Source organism: Mangrovibacter plantisponsor, from assembly GCF_003182475.1.
Taxonomy (GTDB): domain Bacteria; phylum Pseudomonadota; class Gammaproteobacteria; order Enterobacterales; family Enterobacteriaceae; genus Mangrovibacter; species Mangrovibacter plantisponsor.
In genome coordinates this window covers 322,202-340,397 of sequence record NZ_QGTS01000001.1, presented here as the reverse complement: position 1 = coordinate 340,397, position 18,196 = coordinate 322,202, and the positions used below count along the sequence as shown (strand labels likewise).

Annotated in this window: 18 protein-coding genes; 9 read left to right on the top strand and 9 right to left on the bottom strand. The window is 49.0% G+C overall.

Translation table 11 applies throughout. The features are described from left to right. The first annotated feature begins 155 nt into the window (after window positions 1-155). Window positions 156-917 (top strand): 2-dehydro-3-deoxy-D-gluconate 5-dehydrogenase KduD, encoded by a 762-nt coding sequence (gene kduD / locus DES37_RS01615; RefSeq protein ID WP_036102710.1) that lies wholly within the window; start codon window positions 156-158, stop codon window positions 915-917. Between the two features lie 100 nt (window positions 918-1,017). On the opposite strand, the gene DES37_RS01610 is transcribed toward kduD, so the two are convergent. From DES37_RS01610 to DES37_RS01590, 5 genes are all read right to left on the bottom strand, one after another. Further along, on the bottom strand, window positions 1,018-2,148 hold the full coding sequence (locus tag DES37_RS01610) for an oligogalacturonate lyase family protein (RefSeq protein WP_110024606.1): 1,131 nt from the start codon (window positions 2,146-2,148) through the stop codon (window positions 1,018-1,020). A gap of 136 nt (window positions 2,149-2,284) precedes the next feature. Then, the gene (locus tag DES37_RS01605; protein WP_036102705.1) at window positions 2,285-3,571 is read right to left on the bottom strand and encodes an ABC transporter substrate-binding protein; all 1,287 of its coding nucleotides are present in this window, start codon (window positions 3,569-3,571) and stop codon (window positions 2,285-2,287) included. Window positions 3,572-3,585: 14 nt separating this feature from the next. Further along, window positions 3,586-4,713 (bottom strand): ABC transporter ATP-binding protein, encoded by a 1,128-nt coding sequence (locus DES37_RS01600; RefSeq protein WP_036102703.1) that lies wholly within the window; start codon window positions 4,711-4,713, stop codon window positions 3,586-3,588. Window positions 4,714-4,725: 12 nt separating this feature from the next. Continuing rightward, window positions 4,726-5,637: a carbohydrate ABC transporter permease gene (locus DES37_RS01595; protein ID WP_036102700.1), complete on the bottom strand. Its 912-nt coding sequence runs from the start codon at window positions 5,635-5,637 to the stop codon at window positions 4,726-4,728. After that, window positions 5,630-6,520, bottom strand: a complete 891-nt coding sequence (locus DES37_RS01590) for a carbohydrate ABC transporter permease (protein ID WP_036102900.1) — start codon at window positions 6,518-6,520, stop codon at window positions 5,630-5,632. Before DES37_RS01590 ends, DES37_RS01595 begins: the two co-directional genes overlap by 8 nt. A gap of 511 nt (window positions 6,521-7,031) precedes the next feature. Between DES37_RS01590 and wzz(fepE) the strand changes: the two genes are divergently transcribed. Next, window positions 7,032-8,192: an LPS O-antigen length regulator Wzz(fepE) gene (wzz(fepE), locus tag DES37_RS01585; protein WP_110024605.1), complete on the top strand. Its 1,161-nt coding sequence runs from the start codon at window positions 7,032-7,034 to the stop codon at window positions 8,190-8,192. Window positions 8,193-8,244: 52 nt separating this feature from the next. Here the strand turns inward: wzz(fepE) and DES37_RS01580 are convergent, their stop codons facing one another. Continuing rightward, a complete protein-coding gene (locus DES37_RS01580; RefSeq protein WP_036102698.1) occupies window positions 8,245-8,568 on the bottom strand; it encodes a cupin domain-containing protein in 324 nt (107 codons plus the stop codon). 150 nt (window positions 8,569-8,718) lie between these two features. On the opposite strand from DES37_RS01580, the gene DES37_RS01575 reads away from it, so the two are divergent. Further along, window positions 8,719-9,423, top strand: coding sequence for an amino acid racemase (locus DES37_RS01575; protein ID WP_110024604.1), 705 nt, complete (start codon window positions 8,719-8,721; stop codon window positions 9,421-9,423). Here DES37_RS01575 and DES37_RS01570 read toward each other — a convergent pair. Beyond that, window positions 9,398-10,336: a LysR family transcriptional regulator gene (locus DES37_RS01570; protein WP_110024603.1), complete on the bottom strand. Its 939-nt coding sequence runs from the start codon at window positions 10,334-10,336 to the stop codon at window positions 9,398-9,400. The two genes, DES37_RS01575 and DES37_RS01570, sit on opposite strands and share 26 nt — an antisense overlap. A 122-nt stretch (window positions 10,337-10,458) precedes the next feature. Here DES37_RS01570 and lysA point away from each other — a divergent pair, with 122 nt between their 5' ends. Further along, complete coding sequence (gene lysA / locus DES37_RS01565; protein ID WP_110024602.1) at window positions 10,459-11,721, top strand: diaminopimelate decarboxylase; 1,263 nt, start codon at window positions 10,459-10,461, stop codon at window positions 11,719-11,721. Between the two features lie 24 nt (window positions 11,722-11,745). Here the strand turns inward: lysA and DES37_RS01560 are convergent, their stop codons facing one another. Further along, the gene (locus tag DES37_RS01560; protein WP_110024601.1) at window positions 11,746-12,069 is read right to left on the bottom strand and encodes a PTS lactose/cellobiose transporter subunit IIA; all 324 of its coding nucleotides are present in this window, start codon (window positions 12,067-12,069) and stop codon (window positions 11,746-11,748) included. Window positions 12,070-12,248: 179 nt separating this feature from the next. Between DES37_RS01560 and DES37_RS01555 the strand changes: the two genes are divergently transcribed. From DES37_RS01555 to DES37_RS01535, 5 genes are all read left to right on the top strand, one after another. Beyond that, entirely contained in the window at window positions 12,249-13,580 is a 1,332-nt protein-coding gene (locus DES37_RS01555; RefSeq protein ID WP_036102687.1) for a PTS sugar transporter subunit IIC, read from the top strand. An 8-nt stretch (window positions 13,581-13,588) separates the two neighbouring features. Then, window positions 13,589-15,016 (top strand): glycoside hydrolase family 1 protein, encoded by a 1,428-nt coding sequence (locus DES37_RS01550; RefSeq protein WP_110024746.1) that lies wholly within the window; start codon window positions 13,589-13,591, stop codon window positions 15,014-15,016. Between the two features lie 9 nt (window positions 15,017-15,025). After that, complete coding sequence (locus DES37_RS01545) at window positions 15,026-15,343, top strand: PTS sugar transporter subunit IIB (protein ID WP_036102681.1); 318 nt, start codon at window positions 15,026-15,028, stop codon at window positions 15,341-15,343. A 79-nt stretch (window positions 15,344-15,422) separates the two neighbouring features. Next, entirely contained in the window at window positions 15,423-16,196 is a 774-nt protein-coding gene (locus DES37_RS01540) for an FCD domain-containing protein (RefSeq protein ID WP_036102897.1), read from the top strand. Continuing rightward, window positions 16,193-16,642 carry a GNAT family N-acetyltransferase gene (locus DES37_RS01535; RefSeq protein WP_110024600.1) on the top strand — a complete coding sequence of 150 codons (450 nt, stop codon included), beginning with the start codon at window positions 16,193-16,195 and terminating at the stop codon, window positions 16,640-16,642. The genes DES37_RS01540 and DES37_RS01535 overlap by 4 nt, the downstream gene beginning before the upstream one ends. Here the strand turns inward: DES37_RS01535 and galR are convergent. After that, window positions 16,630-17,646 carry an HTH-type transcriptional regulator GalR gene (gene galR / locus DES37_RS01530; RefSeq protein WP_110024599.1) on the bottom strand — a complete coding sequence of 339 codons (1,017 nt, stop codon included), beginning with the start codon at window positions 17,644-17,646 and terminating at the stop codon, window positions 16,630-16,632. The two genes, DES37_RS01535 and galR, sit on opposite strands and share 13 nt — an antisense overlap. Between the last annotated feature and the right edge of the window lie 550 nt (window positions 17,647-18,196).

The following is an 18,196-nucleotide window of genomic DNA, read 5'->3' as shown; positions in this document are numbered from 1 at the left end:
TAAGGGAATACGGGTTTTCAGCTTTATCAGATAGCCGTTACCGCATGCGCCTGAAACGAACCGTTTAAGGTAATGCACTGTTTAACTGAACTATTCATATTTGCTGTCGCGTGATACGCCCGTTCGCAACATGCGCTCTAAAAGGAAACTTACTTATGATTCTGAATTCATTCTCCTTAGAAGGTAAAGTCGCCCTGGTTACCGGGTGTGACACTGGGCTTGGTCAGGGCATGGCGATTGGTCTGGCAGAAGCTGGCTGCGATATCGTTGGTATCAATATTGTTGAACCAACTGAAACTATCGCGCGTGTGGCTGCTCTGGGGCGTCGTTTCCTGAGTTTGACTGCCGACCTGCGCCAGATTGAAGGTATCCCGGCTTTACTGGAGCGTGCGGTTGCTGAATTTGGCCATATCGATATTCTGGTCAACAATGCAGGCCTGATTCGCCGCCAGGACGCTATTGAATTTAGCGAAAAAGACTGGGATGACGTGATGAACCTGAACATCAAAACTGTCTTCTTTATGTCTCAGGCAGTTGCGAAACAATTTATTGCGCAGGGTAAAGGCGGCAAGATTATCAACATCGCTTCCATGCTCTCTTTCCAGGGCGGGATCCGCGTGCCGTCTTACACTGCATCAAAAAGCGGTGTAATGGGTATCACTCGCCTGATGGCGAACGAATGGGCCAAACACAATATCAACGTGAATGCCATCGCACCGGGTTATATGGCAACTAACAATACCCAGCAACTGCGTAGCGATGAACAGCGTAGTGCTGAAATCCTCGACCGTATCCCTGCCGGGCGTTGGGGCCTGCCAAGTGACCTGATGGGGCCGGTAGTATTCCTGGCATCAGATGCGTCAGATTACATCAACGGTTATACCGTTGCTGTTGACGGTGGCTGGCTGGCTCGTTAATTCGTATCCCACCTCTAAAAAACCTCTGCCCGGGAAGCCGTGCAGAGGTTTTTTATTAGCTATGAACCACCTCCATAAGGAGGCGGTAAGGTTAACGGTACTATACATGTGCCAGCCACAGCGCTGGCATTCCTTCAGCATCTGAAGTAAATAAAACCCACTGGTTATCCGGTGAAAACGAGGGATGTGGGTGAGTGACCTGGCGGTTGCCTTCCAGTACCTTCCATGACGAATCATGGCGGCAAATAGCTTTCTGGCTGCCCTTATGCAGATCGAACACCCAGATAAAAGGATCGTTGAGCTCTGGAGCACCAGTCTTATGCGGTGAACCGTCTCCCACAACCCAGCGCCCGTCATGGCTGCTCATTAAATGGGAGCAGGGGGGAATTGTTCTCAGCCTGCGGTTTTCGAGGGTTTCCGGGTCTGCGCTGCATAAATAGCGGTGGGCATCATCTTCATGGTGCGTGACATAATAGAGCGCACTTCCATCGGGCACCCAAAACTCATGAGTCATACTCTCACCGGGTTGCGGCTGGCACACCTTGCGCATCCTTTTCCCTTGTGGGTCCGTCAGCCACATACGTGCATTGACCAGGTCGCGTGGCCCTTCATGGCAAAATGCGATGGTCTGGTCGTCATCCGGGCGCCAGATTGGGTGACCAAGCCAGTTTTTTTCCTGCAATACCACATGGTGCTCACCAGTATGTAAATCGACCCGAATTAACCGGCATTCCGGGCGGGTGTACCAGAAGTCGCGGAATTTTTGCCAGTCAGTCAATGGACGCCAGTCAGACTTGCGGATCTCAATACCCACAAGCTGGCTACAGTCGCTATTGGCAACCCAGGTACCATAACCAACCCACTCGGAGTCAACCTCGTAGACACACTGTTCTTCCCAGGTTTCAAGACAGACTTTACGCAGTTCGCGTTTATTTTTGACATACCACAGGTGGCGGTCATCATGGGATAAAAAACCGCCAAAAGTATTGTCGCCATTGCCTTCAGTCAGTTGGGTGGCAATTTCGCGATTGAGATCCAGTAGATAGTAGTTCCAGTGGCCTTCGAATGCGCCGCCAAAGATAATTTTTTGCCCATCCCGGGTAAAACATTTTTGGTAAAAATAATTGCGATGACAAATAACATGAGGGGGCGTTAAGCGTACAACCTCGTGGCCTGTTTCACGGTCAATGTGGCTGCGAAACGAAAGATGAACTTTTCTTCCTTTAGCCATGATATCTCCTTACAAATAAAAAAATACCCTGCCCCATGTGAGGCAGGGTAATTCGGTGTTCAGTTATCCTGACTCCCGCCCGGTAACAGGCAGTAGTGAGTGGATAACCATTGGCAAACACCAACCAGGCATGTGATTAACGCATGGCGCGACGCAAAATGCGGTCCGACTGGCGCTCAAAATCCGCTGCTGCTTCTGCAACTGTTTTTTGCCCATAATCGATGTACTGCAGAGTGGTGCCAAACTGCGCCACAATCTGCGGGTCATCAAAGTAAGGCGAGACAGAAAGTTTGGTTGGCAGTGATTGAGCCAGTTTCAGCCCTGCAACAGCCGGATCGGTGTCTTTGATTGAACCGTCTGCTGTGAGGATCTCTACTGCTGCATGGCTTAGCGGAACACCGCGTTCCAGCCCCAGTGCTTCCACACCTTCTTTGCTGTTCAGCAGGAAGTTAATCAGCATGGCTGATTCTTTTGGATGCTTACTGGATTTACCAATTGAGAACATTTGTGCGGGTTTAAAGAACAGGCCTGCATCAGTTGCACCTTCGAGCATAGGGTAGCTACCCAGTTCCAGTTTGGCCGGTGGCTGAAGGTTGTCGGAATATTTATTGATAGTGGAGTTCCACATATAGGTGCCACCCCATTCACCCTGGATCCATGGGCGCATTTCGTACATGTTGCTCTTGCCAAAAGAGGCATAGTACTTGGTGTCTGGCATTACATGGCTATCGATAAGCTTCTTATACATGCCAAAAAACTCTACCCACTGTTCTTTGGTGTAAGCGAATTTCTTGGTTTTCTCATCAATGGCAGCAATATTGTATTTTTGCACCATATAAGAGTTAAGCAGTGCCAGAACATCCTGGTGTTCCAGTACTACCGGGTAATATTGTTTACCCAGTTTGGTTTCAAATGTTTTCCCGGCAGCCATCAGCTCATCCCAGGTTTTCGGGAAAGCGATACCCGCTTTTTGCCAGGTCTGGTCATTAAAATAGAAAACGCGTGCTGTCACCGATGTCGGGATCCCGTTGAGCTTGCCGTTAACGGTGGTGGATTGCAGTTCTTTTGCAGAGAACTGGGTCAGATCCAGTACATCTTTCTGTTGGTTGAGGTCATAAAAACCAGTGCCATCTTTAGAGAAAATAGGCAGCCAGTTCCAGTTTGTTTGCATGACATCGGGCTCGGTGCGCCCGGCAATCTGAGTGGTCAGCCTGGATAAATGGCCGTCCCAGCCAGTGTATTCCGCTTTAACATTGATATCCGGGTGTAGTTTATGAAACTCGTCGAGTGCCTTAAGCGTTGCCTGATGGCGGCTGTTACCGCCCCACCAGGACATACGTAAATTCACCTGCTCAGCAAAAGCCTGGCCGGTGGTTATTGCCAGTGTGGTCGTAATCAGGGCACCCAATAACATTTTTTTCATTATCATGACTCCTGTCAGAGAGAGAGGTTTTGTTCTGTTTTTGCGTCAAAGATATGGCATTTATTCATATCGAATTTGAAATACACCTGGCGATGCAGCCCTTTTTCAATAATCGGTTTAGCTTCATCGGAAGGGATACGGGCAGTGAGTTCGAAGTCACCCACCTTCAGGTAGACGAAGAATTCATGCCCCATGTTTTCTACGCGCACCATTTGGCCGGTTGTGTGGCTGCCAGCAAAGGGTTCATCGGCAATGGAGACAAATTCAGGGCGGATACCGAAGAACACATCCTGGTTTTTATGGTCGGCAAGTTTCTTTTGCTGTGTGTCGTTGAGCTCAAGTAAGTCTTCGCCGACACGAATATGCAGCCGGTCATTCTGCACCAGCAGTTTTGATGGTTTGATATTCATTTCTGGCGCACCAATAAAGCCAGCAACAAACATGTTTTTCGGGTAGTGGTACAGGTTATCTGGTGTATCTACCTGCATGATGTGGCCGAGCTTCATGACACAAATACGGTCACCCATGGTCATCGCTTCTGTCTGGTCGTGTGTTACGTAGACCGTGGTCGCAGGTTTACCGCTTTTCTTCAGTTGCTTATGCAAGTCAGAAATACGGATACGCATGGAGGCGCGTAACTTGGCGTCAAGGTTGGACAGTGGTTCGTCAAACAAGAAAACATCGGGTTTTTTCACGATGGCACGGCCAACGGCAACGCGCTGAGCCTGGCCGCCAGATAACTGGCGTGGCAACCGGTCAAGAAGGTCTTCAAGCTCAAGAATTTTGGCCGCTTCGTCGACGTGCGCATTAATCTGTTCTTTTGGCAACTTGCTTAACTTCAGGCCAAACGCCAGGTTTTCACGCACCGTCATATGTGGGTAGAGCGCGTAGTTCTGGAACACCATCGCGATTCCGCGCGATTTAGGTGCCAGGTTATTCACCACTTTTTCACCAATGCGAATTTCACCGCCACTGATGGTTTCCAGCCCCGCAAGCATGCGCAAGGTTGTCGATTTAGCACAACCTGACGGGCCGACGATGACCATGAATTCTCCGTCTGCGATTTTCAGGTCGATACCATGTACCGCTTTGAAGCCGTTGGAGTAGACTTTTTCGAGTTTATTAAAAATAACTTCAGCCATGATATTCCCTCGTTAACCTTTAATTCCGCTACTGGTAACGCCCTGAACGAAGTAGCGTTGAGCCAGGAAGAAAACAATAATTGACGGCAGAATGGAGATACTCGCCATTGCCAAAATTTCATTCCACGGTGCGCCTTCGGTGACATCGATAGACATTTTCAGCGCCAGTGCAATGGGGTATTTATCCACGCTGTAGACATAAATCAGCGGGCCGATAAAGTCGTTCATTGACCACATAAACTGGAACAGCGCGACGGAGATAATGGCGGGTTTAAGAATCGGCACCACCACGTACCACAGCACCTGGAAGGAGTTACAGCCATCAATCTGGGCCGCTTCTTCCATATCGCGCGGGACACCACGCAGGAACTGAATCAGCATGAAGACAAAGAACCCCTGAGTTGCGAATGCCAGTGGCAAATACAGTGGCAAATAGCTATTCAGCATGCCCATTTCACGGAACATCAGGTACTGCGGGATCAGCAGAACAGTGCTTGGCAGCAACATGGTGGCAATCAATGTGGCGAACCAGAATTTCTTCCAGGGGATCTCGAAACGGGCAAAGCCGTAGGCAACCACAGTAGAAGAGATAATAGTCAGTAATACTTTGGGAATCACATACTTAAAGGTATTGAGCATGTAATGACCAAAGGTGTATTCCGTACCGGTTTTCCAGCCATTGATAAACCCGTCGGATGTCGGATTTGAAGGCCATAAACCCAGCGTGGTAAAGATTTCATGGTTCGGTTTAAAGGAGGCCGAAAACATCCAGGCCAGTGGATAAAGCATTAATAAACCGACAAACAGCAGAATCACATAACGGATCCACGCGTTTATTTTTTCCCGTCGCAGAGTACGCTGAACTTCCCGTTCAGCATTAGAGAGTTTTTGCGACGACATCGGGCTATGCTGTATATCAGCCATTTTTGCCTCCCTTATCGGCAGAGTAGAACACCCAGTATTTTGAAGACTTGAATGCGATAGATGCGAATAGCGCGACGACCAGGAACAATACCCAGGCCAGTGCGGCGCCATAGCCCATGTCGAAGTATTTAAACGCGGTATCGTAGATATAGAGTGAGAATAAGTAGGTGTAATAAGTTGGCCCACCGCCAGTAATAACGTAAGGGCCGGTAAACTCCTGGAATGCCTGTGTGGTCTGCATAATGAAGTTAAAGAAAATAACTGGCGTAATCAGTGGCACCGTCACTTTCATAAACATCTGCCATTTAGACGCACCGTCAATCATGGCTGCTTCATACTGAGATTGCGGAACATTTTGTAGTGCAGCCAGGAAAATAACCATCGCTGAACCAAACTGCCACACGCGCAACAAGGTAACTGACATCAGCGCCAGTGAAGGCTCGCCCAGCCAGTTGATGGCATCCATACCAAAAAAGCCGATAAAGCTATTGAGCAGGCCGTCAATCGCAAACAGTGCGCGCCACAAAACCGCAATGGCAACAGAACTGCCCAGAATGGACGGTATATAGTAAGCCGTACGGAAAAATCCAATTCCGCGTAATTTAAAATTAAGAACAAACGCAATACCCAGTGCGAAGGCTAATTTTAACGGAATAGTAATAAATACATAGGCAAAGGTGACACCCATTGATTTCCAGAAGAGTCCGTCTTCCAAAAACATGTAACGATAATTCTCAATACCGTTAAATGTGGGCGGGTTCATTAAATCATAATCGGTAAAGCTTAAAAAAAACGATGAAACAAATGGGAAGGCCGTAAAGACTATCAGCCCTATAATATAGGGCGATATCCAGGCCAGACCCAGAAGCTTGTTTTCATTCATAATATACCTACCTGGCAAACAATTAGAGAAACGGCTGCTTACTGCTGCACAGCGCACCTGTGGTGTGCTGTAGCGGTGAGTGCTGGCATGGGCCAGCACTGTGCAAAACAATTTCAATTCTTTGTCCTGTAACAGGAAAGACAGTGCATACAGGTTTAAATGAACCGCTATTTCATGTTTGTAAAACAGCGTTTTATTTTATTCTATTGTTATTTTATTCGCCGTCATTCGCTGTTTAATGGAAATGTGATCAAAGTCGAAACGATGTTTTGAAAATTTGATGTGACAGAGGTTTTTGCCTGTACGGGCAGGGAGCAGAGGAAGGTGTCAGGTTCTACCATTTTTAGTAGTGGAAGGGGAATTTTCCTATTTTCAGCCTGGTGAGTGCGGTAAAGTGTTAACGGTCAGAAATCTGACAGAATAATTTTGTTAAAATTTTGTTTTGTATAACATTATAAATCGGTCTTGCAGGATGCATGTACACCAGTAGCAAAGACCTTAGAGGGATACGATGACAGTGCAAAGTGCTTTGAAAAATCAGGGGGAAACTGATTTTTTTAATGGGAATGAATCACTCGCTTTATCACGTCCAGAGAATGAAATCGACTTAATTGCTTTGCTTTCCTTACTTGGACAGGTTAAAAAACAGTTAATTATGTTCACACTTCTGTGTGCACTCATTGGGGTGGCGATAACTTTTCTGTTGCCCCAGAAATGGACCAGCGAGGCAGTTGTCACACCAGCCGAAAGTTTTCAGCTTGAAGCTCTGAGGAGCCAGTTAATCCCCCTCAACGTGTTGGGCGTTGAGCGCCATGTTGACCCGCAAAAGTTGTTCAAATCCTTTTTGAAAAAGTTTGACTCCCAGACGCTGAAAGCGAGTTACTTGTCCCAGTCACCGTTTATTTTGTCTCAATTAGATGGGGCGAAATATACTGCTGATGACTTACACCGCGCGGTGGTTCAGGTCTCTGGCAAGATAACCGCTGCATCTGATGTAGATGCAAAGCACCCTGAAAACAGCCCTTATGAATCCTGGACGCTGAAGTTTACCGCACCCGATGCGCAGGATGCACAACAGGTGCTCACCGGGTATATCGAATACGTGATGAAGCAGGTGGTGGCGGAGGAAGTAAAAACCATTCAGGACGACCTGGCGCTTAATGTTCGCTACAAACAACGCCAACTGAACCTGGAACGCACGCGGCTGGAAAATGCACACAATGTTGCGATTCAGCGCCTGAATTATTCCCTGGCTGTCGCAAATGCCGCAGGTATCAAAGAACCGGTCTATAGCAGTGGCCAGGTAGTGAATGATGACCCGGATTTCAGCATCGCTCTGGGGTCTCATGGCCTGGCGGAAAAACTCAATATAGAGAAGTCGATTCATGATGTTGCAGAACTTAATGCTGATTTGCTTAATCAGCAACATGTCCTTGAACAACTGGAAGCGGTAAAAATTAAGGAGATTGATTTTTCTCCTTTCCGCTATCAGATGTCGCCTTCTTTACCCATCAAGAAAGATGGTATTTCAAGGCTCTTTGTGGCGGTGATTGCGGCTTTATTTGGGGCGTGTGCTTTCTGTATGTGGACGTTTGGTAAACAAGCGGTGCAACAACAAAAGGCGCGTATAATGGGTTGGAACCCGGACCCGGTGAAAGAATCCGGTATTTAATCTGCCTGTGCACAGGCCTGGCGGTATTCCGTCGCCCGGCCTGGCGAACCGCTTACTTCAGAAAATCTTGCCGCATTGGCGTAAAGGTATCCAACAATTTACCGGCTTTCAGGCATACACAGCCATGCATGATATTAGGCTGTTTGTAGAGCGTATCACCAGCGGTAACCACATGGGTTTCATCACCAATGGTGAATTCAAACTCGCCAGCCAGAACATAGGTTAATTGTTCGTGGGGGTGATTATGCATTGGGCCGACAGCGCCTGTTTCAAAATGCACTTCAACTGCCATCATATTGCCATCATGCGCCAGAATACGGCGGGAAACACCTGCGCCCAGATCTTCAAGTTCGGTTTCTTTGATAAACGTAAACATGTGTGGATTCCATGATAGTGAAACATTGTTTCAATTATTTTATAGCACTCAGCTGAGAAAAGAAACGATGACCCAGGGATTTGGAAGTGGGATCACGTTTTATTACTTATCTGAACAGGGTAGTCTGTGAGTATTTACAGGAGGTGAAGGATGAAAACACTGGGCCTGATTGGCGGTATGAGCTGGGAGTCCACTCTGCCTTATTATCAGTTACTTAATGAAGGTATTAAAGCGCGACTGGGTGGTCTGCACTCCGCCAAAATTGTATTACATAGCGTTGATTTTTATGAAATTGAGGCTTGCCAGGCTTCAGGGCAGTGGGCAAAAACCGGGGAAATACTTGCCTGTGCAGCGCAGGGCCTGCAGGCGGCTGGTGCGCAGGGCATTGTATTGTGTACCAATACCATGCACCGGGTTGCAGACCAAATTGAAGCGGCCTGCTCGTTGCCATTTTTACACATTGCCGATGCTACAGGGCGCAACATTGCTCAGGCCGGAATTCAACGCCTGGGGTTGTTGGGTACCCGCTATACCATGGAGCAGGATTTCCTGACAGGCCGCCTGGCACAAAACTTTGGCCTGGAGTGCCTGGTACCGCCCGCAGAACAACGCCAGAATATCAACCGGATAATCTTTGATGAACTGTGTATGGGCCAAATCACTCCAGAGGCGAAAACCGCTTTTCTGGACGCTATCGAAGGCCTGATTGCCCGCGGGGCGCAAGGGATTATTCTCGGCTGTACGGAAATTGGTTTATTGATCAAGCAGGAAGATGTTCCCCTGCCTGTCTTTGATACCACTGCGATTCATGTTGAAGATGCCCTGGCGTTTATGCTGGCGGATTGCCCTGCTTAAGTAAGGATGCAAGTGGCTGCGTGACAGTGGTTATGGCCTGGGACATATGCGCACTGAAGGCATCAACCAGGGCGGAAGCAGGGCGGTGCAGTGGGCGAATCAGGCTCACTGTGAACGGGACGTCCACACTAAAAGGCCGGACGATGATATCGCGCCCGGCATAATCCAGAGCGGTAAAAGGATTCACGACCGAAACCCCCACGCCCGCTTTCACCATGGCACAAATTGACGCCGCACTGTGGGTTTCCACCACCATGCGGCGTTTAACTTTATGCTCCTGAAATAATGCATCCAGCAAGTGGCGATAGCTGTCCTGGCGAGACAAACTAATAAAGTTTTCACCACTAAAATCAGATGGCTCCAGGCAAGGTTTGTTTCCCAGTGGGTGGCCGGCGGGTAGTACACATACTTCATTGAGTGTTGCCAGCGTCTGGCGTGATGTACCTGCCGGTGTGCTGGTGGTTTCTGTTAAGCCCAGGTCATGGCGCTGGGCAGACAGCCACTCTTCCAGCACGGGAGATTCCTGGGGAACAATGGTCACGCTTAATTCTGGGTAACGCGCCAGAAAAGGTTGAATTAAAGCGGGTAGCAGTGACTGGGAAAAAACCGGCAAACACACCAGCGACAGTTCTCCCTGGCGAAATTCACGCAAACTCTCGGCTGCATCAATAATACGGTCAAGCCCATACCAGGAGCGCTGAACTTCTTCAAACAGCCGCAGGCCCTGCGCTGTGGGGTGCAACCGCCCACGAACCCGGGTAAATAATTGCAGGCCAGCAATTTTTTCAAAACGCGCCAGTTCACGGCTTACCGTAGGCTGAGACGTGTTCAGGAGCCCGGCAGCTTCTGTCAGGTTGCCGGTTGTCATTACTGCATGGAAGATCTCTATCTGGCGTAAATTGATTGCTGGCATATTATTCCCCTCCGAAATCCATATCATTTTTGCATGGAGTTAACAAAAAGCGATATTTTTTATTTTTTTCTGAGTGTGGCGTAATGGCGTTATCGCCTTTTACCGAGCCGGGAGAATCCGTTATGCCACGTCCGCTGAACACCACCGAAACTGCGTTAAATACCACTCATTTATTACCACTGGTGGAAAAGTTCGGGTGCCCGGTATGGGCTTACGATGCTGACGTTATCACTCGGCAGATTGCGCAACTCGCCCAGTTTGATGTAATTCGCTTTGCCCAAAAGGCCTGTTCAAACACCCATATTCTTCGCCTGATGCGTGAACATGGGGTTCGGGTAGATGCCGTTTCTCTGGGGGAAATTGAGCGTGCGCTGATTGCAGGTTTTGACCCACTTACACATAGTGATGATATGGTCTTTACGGCAGACGTGATTGATGAGGCAACGCTTGAGCGGGTGCGCGAACTGCACATTCCTGTTAATGCCGGTTCGGTGGATATGCTGGAACAGGTCGGCCAGAGTTCTCCTGGTCACCGTGTCTGGCTGCGTATTAACCCGGGGTTTGGTCATGGGCACAGCCAGAAAACCAACACCGGTGGGGAAAACAGCAAGCACGGTATTTGGTATGCAGATTTACCAGAAGCATTGCGCGTGATTCAGCGTTATCAACTGAAACTGGTGGGGCTGCATATGCATATTGGATCGGGTGTTGACTACGGCCATCTGGAACAAGTGTGCGACGCCATGGTCAACCAGGTGGTGCAGTTCGGTCAGGATCTTGAAGCCATTTCAGCTGGTGGCGGTTTGTCTGTTCCCTATCATTACGATGAAGAAGCGATTAACACTGCGCATTATTTTGGCCTGTGGAATGCAGCACGCGAGAAAATTGCTGCACATTTAGGGCATCCGGTAAAACTGGAAATTGAACCTGGCCGTTTTCTGGTGGCTGAAGCGGGTGTGCTGGTTACCCAGGTACGCGGCGTGAAAGATATGGGCAGCCGCCATTTTGTGCTGGTGGACGCCGGTTTTAATGACCTGATGCGCCCGGCCATGTACGGCAGTTATCACCATATCTCTGTGTTGCCCGGAGCGGGGCGCAGTGTTGATATGGCCTCCACCCGGGATACCGTTGTCGCAGGCCCGTTGTGTGAATCTGGCGATGTCTTTACCCAACTGGAAGGTGGCATGGTCGAGCCACGCCAGTTACCTGAAGTGCATGTGGGTGACTACCTGGTACTGCATGATACCGGGGCATATGGCGCTTCTATGTCATCTAATTACAACAGCCGCCCATTACTGCCGGAAGTGTTATTCGAGCAGGGCGTCCCGCGCCTGATTCGCCGACGCCAGACCATTGATGAATTGCTGCAACTTGAGCAATGTTAATACAGCAGGAACAGGCAAGGCTGGTTAGCCTTGCTTCGTATGCCAAATCTCTTCACGCAGGAGAATAACTTCTTCTGCCAGATCCCTGCATAGCATGGCTGTCATCAGATGATCCTGGGCATGAACCAGGATCAACGGCACGGCAATTTTCCCACTACCTTCATCTTCGCTGATTAACGCGGTTTGTACTTTGTGCGCTTCTCTGGCTGCAGCATCCGCGTCAGCCAGTGCTTTGCGTGCTTCGTCCCATTGTTTCTCACGGGCCAGTTGCATCGCCTGCATGGCACATGAACGCGCTTCTCCTGCATGAACCAGTAACCCCATTACGCAATTTTCAAAGTCGAACATAATTCACCTTATTTGGTATGCCAAAATTCACAAAATACATCTTACTGGAATACCAAATTTGTCTTGTGAGAATTTCGTCACAGTTTATTAACCTCTCTGATACTACTTTTTGGTATGCCAAATAGAGGTTGCTGTACCCACGTTGACATAACAATAATTGCGATATGAGGTATTAACTCATGGCCTTACAGGAAAAGCTTATCGACTCCCTTGGGAGTTTTGCCACCCGATTCAATAGCTACCGCTATATCATGGCAATCAAAGCTGCATTCATTACACTGATGCCAGTGATTATAGTCGGTGCATTCTCTGTGCTTATCTCGAATATGGTGCTGGATTCCAAAAATGGATTAGCCAGTTTTGAGATGTTCTCTTTCCTTTCAACCCTGAAACCGATTACCAGTGCACTGAATTACGCCACATTAAACTTCCTCAATATCGGTGCGGTGTTTTTAATCGGTATTGAATTGGGGCGGATTAATGGCATGAAAACCCTGTTCCCGGGGTTGCTGGCGGTTATCTGTTTTATCTGTGTCACACCAACCACTGTGGAAATGATGGTGGATGGTCAGTTACATATGGTGAAAGATGTGCTGGCCCGGCAGTTTTCTGATACCCGCAGCTTGTTTCTTGGCATGTTTATCGCCATTTTTTCGGTGGAAATCTATACCTGGCTGGAAAACCGCGACCGCCTGAAAATTAAGATGCCTGACACCGTACCGCCCAATGTGTCTGCCTCTTTTTCTGCGCTTATCCCGGCAATTATCACAACATCACTGATTGCCACCCTGGGTTTTATCTTCCATCAGCTCACCGGTATGTATTTATATGATGCAGTATACCAGGTGGTACAGCAGCCGTTGGAGCGGGTAGTACAAAGCTTACCGGGAATACTGTTATTGATGTTTGTTGCCCAGTTATTTTGGGTGATAGGCATTCATGGTAACCAGATGATCAAGCCCATTCGCGAGCCACTTTTGCTTGGGGCGATTACCGTCAATATGTCGGCATTTGAGCAGGGCAAAGAAGTGCCGAATATTATTACCATGCCATTTTGGGATGTTTACATGAGTATTGGTGGCTCAGGCCTGACAATTGGCTTGTTGCTTGCGGTAATGATTGCCACCCGGCGCAAAGAGATGAAGGAAATAGCCAAGCTCTCTATTGGGCCTGGTGTGTTCAATATTAATGAGCCCGTCATATTTGGTATGCCGATTATGCTCAACCCCATTCTCGCTGTGCCTTTCATTATTACACCGCTGGTCACAGGAACGATTGGCTATTTTGCCACGGTAACAGGGTTTGCTGGCAAAGCCGTCGTTATGGTGCCCTGGACAACGCCACCGTTGATCAATGCCTGGCTTTCAACAGCAGGTTCTATGGGCGCAGTGGTAACTCAACTGGTGTGCATCCTGGTTTCGGTACTGATCTATTTACCCTTTGTAAAAATCGCTTCGTACCGTGCAGAGCAGGCACAACGCCAGCAAAGTGCTACACCCACTAATGCATGAGGGAAATCATGGCATCAATAACGAAAACTATTCCTGATGATTTTATTTTAGGCGCTGCCGCTTCAGCCTGGCAGACGGAAGGTTGGCAGGGCAAGCAGCCCGGGCAGGATTCATGGATGGACGCATGGTACAAACGCGAACGCCATGTATGGCATAACGGCTATGGTCCTGCTGTCGCCACGAACTTCTATCAACGGTACAAAGAAGATGTCGCCCTGATGAAACAGGCCGGGTTGACACATTTTCGGACCTCAATTAACTGGTCCCGTTTTTTCACCGATTACCGTAATGCTGTGGTCGATGAAGACTATGCGACATACATTGATAATGTGCTTGATGAACTGATTCTTGCAGGTATTGAGCCCATGATCTGCCTGGAACATTATGAGCTGCCGGCTGAGTTATTTGACAACGCCGGAGGCTGGGCGTCCAGCGAGGTTGTTGAGCTGTTTGTGCGTTACGCCGGGAAAGTATTTGAACGTTTCCATGCAAAGGTACGCCGTTGGTATACGTTTAATGAACCGGTTGTGGTGCAAACCCGGGTATATCTGGATGCTCTGCGCTGGCCTCATGAGCAAAATACGGGCACCTGGATGCAATGGAATCACCACAAGAACCTTGCAACAGCGAAAGTTATCCAGTTATTCAGGGAAAAAGGGTATCCGGGTACGATTGGCTGCATCCTGAATCCAGAAGTCACCTATCCGCGTTCCAGTGCGGCTCATGATCAAAAAGCTGCACAGATGTATGATTTGTTCTACAACCGGGTGTTTCTTGACCCAATGGTGCATGGTTGCTATCCCGAATTGCTGCTGGATACACTCGCCCGCCATGAAGTTGCCTGGCATTACAGCGAAAACGATCTTGCTGTGATGCGGGATAACTGCGTTGATGAACTGGGTATCAATCTGTATTACCCCCATCGGGTTCAGGCGCCTTCTCATGCCTGGAACCCGGAAACGCCCTTTCACCCTGCCTGCTATTACGAGCCTTTTGCACTGCCCGGACGGCGAATGAATACATCCCGGGGTTGGGAAATCTACCCACAAATCATTTATGACATGGCTATGCGCCTGAAAACGGACTACCGCAACATACCGTGGTTCATCGCAGAAAATGGTATGGGCATCGAAAATGAAGGGCGTTTTCGTAACAGCGATGGTGTAATTGAAGATGACTACCGCATTGAATTCTATAGCGAACATCTCTTTCAGGCATTGCGTGCCCGTGAAGCTGGCGCAAATTGCCTTGGCTATATGGTGTGGGCATTTACTGACAATGTTTCGCCAATGAACGCATTCAAAAACCGCTATGGGCTGGTGGAAATCGACCTTGAAAATAACCGTGATCGCCGCCTGAAAAAATCAGCGCACTGGTTTCGCCAGATTCGCGATTCAAGGGTGTTGGCTTTGTCACTTGATGACGAATGGAAATAGGGGATAACCATGAAACGTATTGTACTGTGTTGTTCTGCCGGGATGTCCACTTCACTGGTCGTGACCAAAATGCGTAAGGAAGCCGAGCAGCGTGGTATGACAGTTGAAATTTACGCAATTGCGGAACAGGGCCTGCGTGATGAACTGGAAAGCTTTGGTGCTGATATTCAGGCGGTGCTGCTGGGGCCGCAAGTGCGGTTTAAATTGGCTGAAAACAAAAAGTTGACGGATGCACACCAGATCCCGATAGCCGTTATCGATCCTGTGGCCTATGGCACGCTTAACGGTGCGAAAGTTCTCGATCAGGCAATGAGTTTGGTAAGCTAGCATAAATTTCCGCCGGGAACAGGCGTGTGGCGTTTTTCCCGGCGGCTTTATGCTGATTGTAATGCTCGCAGGTGACATCGTGGAAAAGATGGCCGTTCCGCCAGAAAAAAAACAGTATCAGGAGATAGGCGACGATCTCAGGAATCATATTATTCAGGGGCTGCATCCTGTGGGATCCCGTTTGCCCACTGAGCGCATGATTGCTGAAAAATATGGGGTCAGTCGCACTATCGTCAGGGAAGCGCTGCTTATGCTTGAACTGCAGGGTGTGGTGGATATTCGCCAGGGATCCGGTGTGTATGTGATGCGTATTCCGGCGGAAAATGAAGAGGAAGAAGAGCGCTTTTTTAATAGTGAAATTGGCCCGTTTGAAATGCTGCAGGCCAGGCAGTTACTCGAGAGCAATATTGCTGCCTTTGCGGCGAAAATGGCTACGAAAGCCGATATCGATAACCTCAAACGCATCCTGGAGCAAGAGCAGCGTGCTATTGCGCTGAATGATACCAGCCAGGATAACAATAAGGTTTTTCACCTGGTGCTGGCGGGGTCTTCACAAAACCAGATGCTACTGGAGACAGTGGAAAGTATCTGGCGCCATATGGATGCCAGCCCGTTATGGCAGCACATGCGCGGGCATATTGAAACGCGTGCTTACCGGCTTAAATGGATGGGAGATCACCAGACCATTTTGGCCGCACTCCGCCGCCGTGATGTGATGGGCGCATGGCAGGCAATGTGGCAGCATTTAGAAAATCTCAAACACAGTATGCTGGAGTTTTCTGATGCAGACGCACCAGATTTCGATGGTTACCTGTTTGAATCTGTTCCCATTTTCCAGGGGAAACTGCAATGATAATCCAGCCTCTGTACCAGGCTGCGCATTTTGCACCACAGGTTACCCGCTGGCTCACCGAAGCTTTCGGTGGGGCAGATTATGCTGGTTTTTATGCCAGCATAGTGCAGCACAGCCAGCAGCCTGGCGCTTTGCCCGTTACTTTTGTTGCCAGTGAACAGGGGCAACTTTGTGGGACGGTAGGGTTATGGCGGTGTGATTTGATAAGCCGCCAGGATTTATGGCCCTGGCTGGCAGCCCTGTATGTCGATACCTCATGGCGTGGGCAAGGGCTGGGGGAGTCGTTACAGCACCATGTAATGCAGTACGCCCGCAAACAAGGGTTTAGTGACCTGTATCTGTATTCGGCCTGTAAAGAGTACTACGAGCGCTTTGGCTGGCACTACATTGGTGACGGGCTGGATGCGCCAGACAAACCCGTCCATCTCTACCATCAGTCGTTATGAGGGTCCGCAGGCGCCGTGACTGAATGGCGGCGTACCAAAGTCGGGCTGAACATATGCGTAATTTCCGGAATAGGCCTGTTTTCCGCTAGGGCAAGCGCTAACTCTGCGGCCTGTGTCGCCATGGTGACGATAGGGTAACGCACTGTGGTTAATTGCGGGCGCATGTACCTGGAAATGAGAATGTCATCAAAGCCAATCAGTGAAATTTCCCGTGGCACTTCGATGCCATTATCGCTTAAAACCCCCATCGCACCTGCTGCCATTGAGTCGTTATAACAGGCAACGGCAGTAAAATTGCGCCCTCTGCCCAGCAACTCGGTCATTGCCTGCTCGCCGCCACTTTCATCTGGCTCGGCAAAAGCCACCAGCCTGTCCTGGGTGGGGATATCATGAGCTTTCAGGGCATCGTAATAACCTTGCAGGCGGTCAGTGGCATCAGATATCTGGTGGTTGGAGCACAAGTAACCAATCTCTGTATGCCCTTGCTGAATCAGGTGCCGGGTGGCAATAAATGCACCATAGCGGTCGTCCAGTGCCACACAGCGTTTTTCATAACCAGGTAGCGTACGGTTGATTAACACCATTCCGGGGATTTGCCGCATCAATGGAACCAGTTCATTGTCCGGGATCATCTTGGCGTGAACCACCAGTGCGGCACAGCGGTGGCGTATCAGTTGCTCAATGGCCTGGTGCTCTTTTTTCTCAATATGGTAACCATTGCCTATCAGCAAGAAATTGCCCGTGTGGTAAGCCACTTGTTCTACTGCTTTTACCATCGCCCCAAAAAAAGGATCAGAAACATCACCAACGACCAGACCAATCGTTTCAGTATTTTGTTGTGCCAGCGCCCGTGCATTTGCATTGGGGTGGTAGTTCAGTTCCTGCATAGCACTCGTCACCGCCAGGCGTGATGCCTCGCTGGCCTTTGGGGAGTCATTGATGACGCGCGAAACAGTGGCGACAGAAACACCTGCCAGCCGGGCCACATCCTTTATTGTCGCCATAGCAGACCTTATTTTAGGGGAAACGATTACACTTTCTTTAGTGTTGCGGAAAAACCCCGTCACATCAAGTAAATGCCTGCTGCTCTGCCAGGCCATCTCACAAAAAAAAGCAAAATAGTGTAATCGGTTTATGTGGGATGAATGGAAAGCGTGTCAGGGCAAATTTTTGCTTACACTTTGCGAAAGCCTGTTGCGATTCCCGGGTGGCGGTGTAAAGGAGCCTGCTGATACATTGATTGTCCCAGAGGTATTGATAGGTGATGTCAGCCAATTTCAGCTGAACACATGAATTACACCAACCTGCGCGGATGCGCAGGTTTTTTTTGCCTTTTTTCAGGGTTGTAACATAAACCGGGAAAGGACATACCTGGTTGCAATTCGCCCAATTTACTTGCTTTTTAGAGGTGGTGTATTACCTGTCTACCGGTCAGGATAAGAGTCCCAGAGGTATTGATAGGTGATGTCAGCCAATTTCAGCTGAACTCAAGCATTACACCAGCCTGCGCGGATGCGCAGGTTTTTTTTACTCTGCAGATATTCAGTCGCTCCC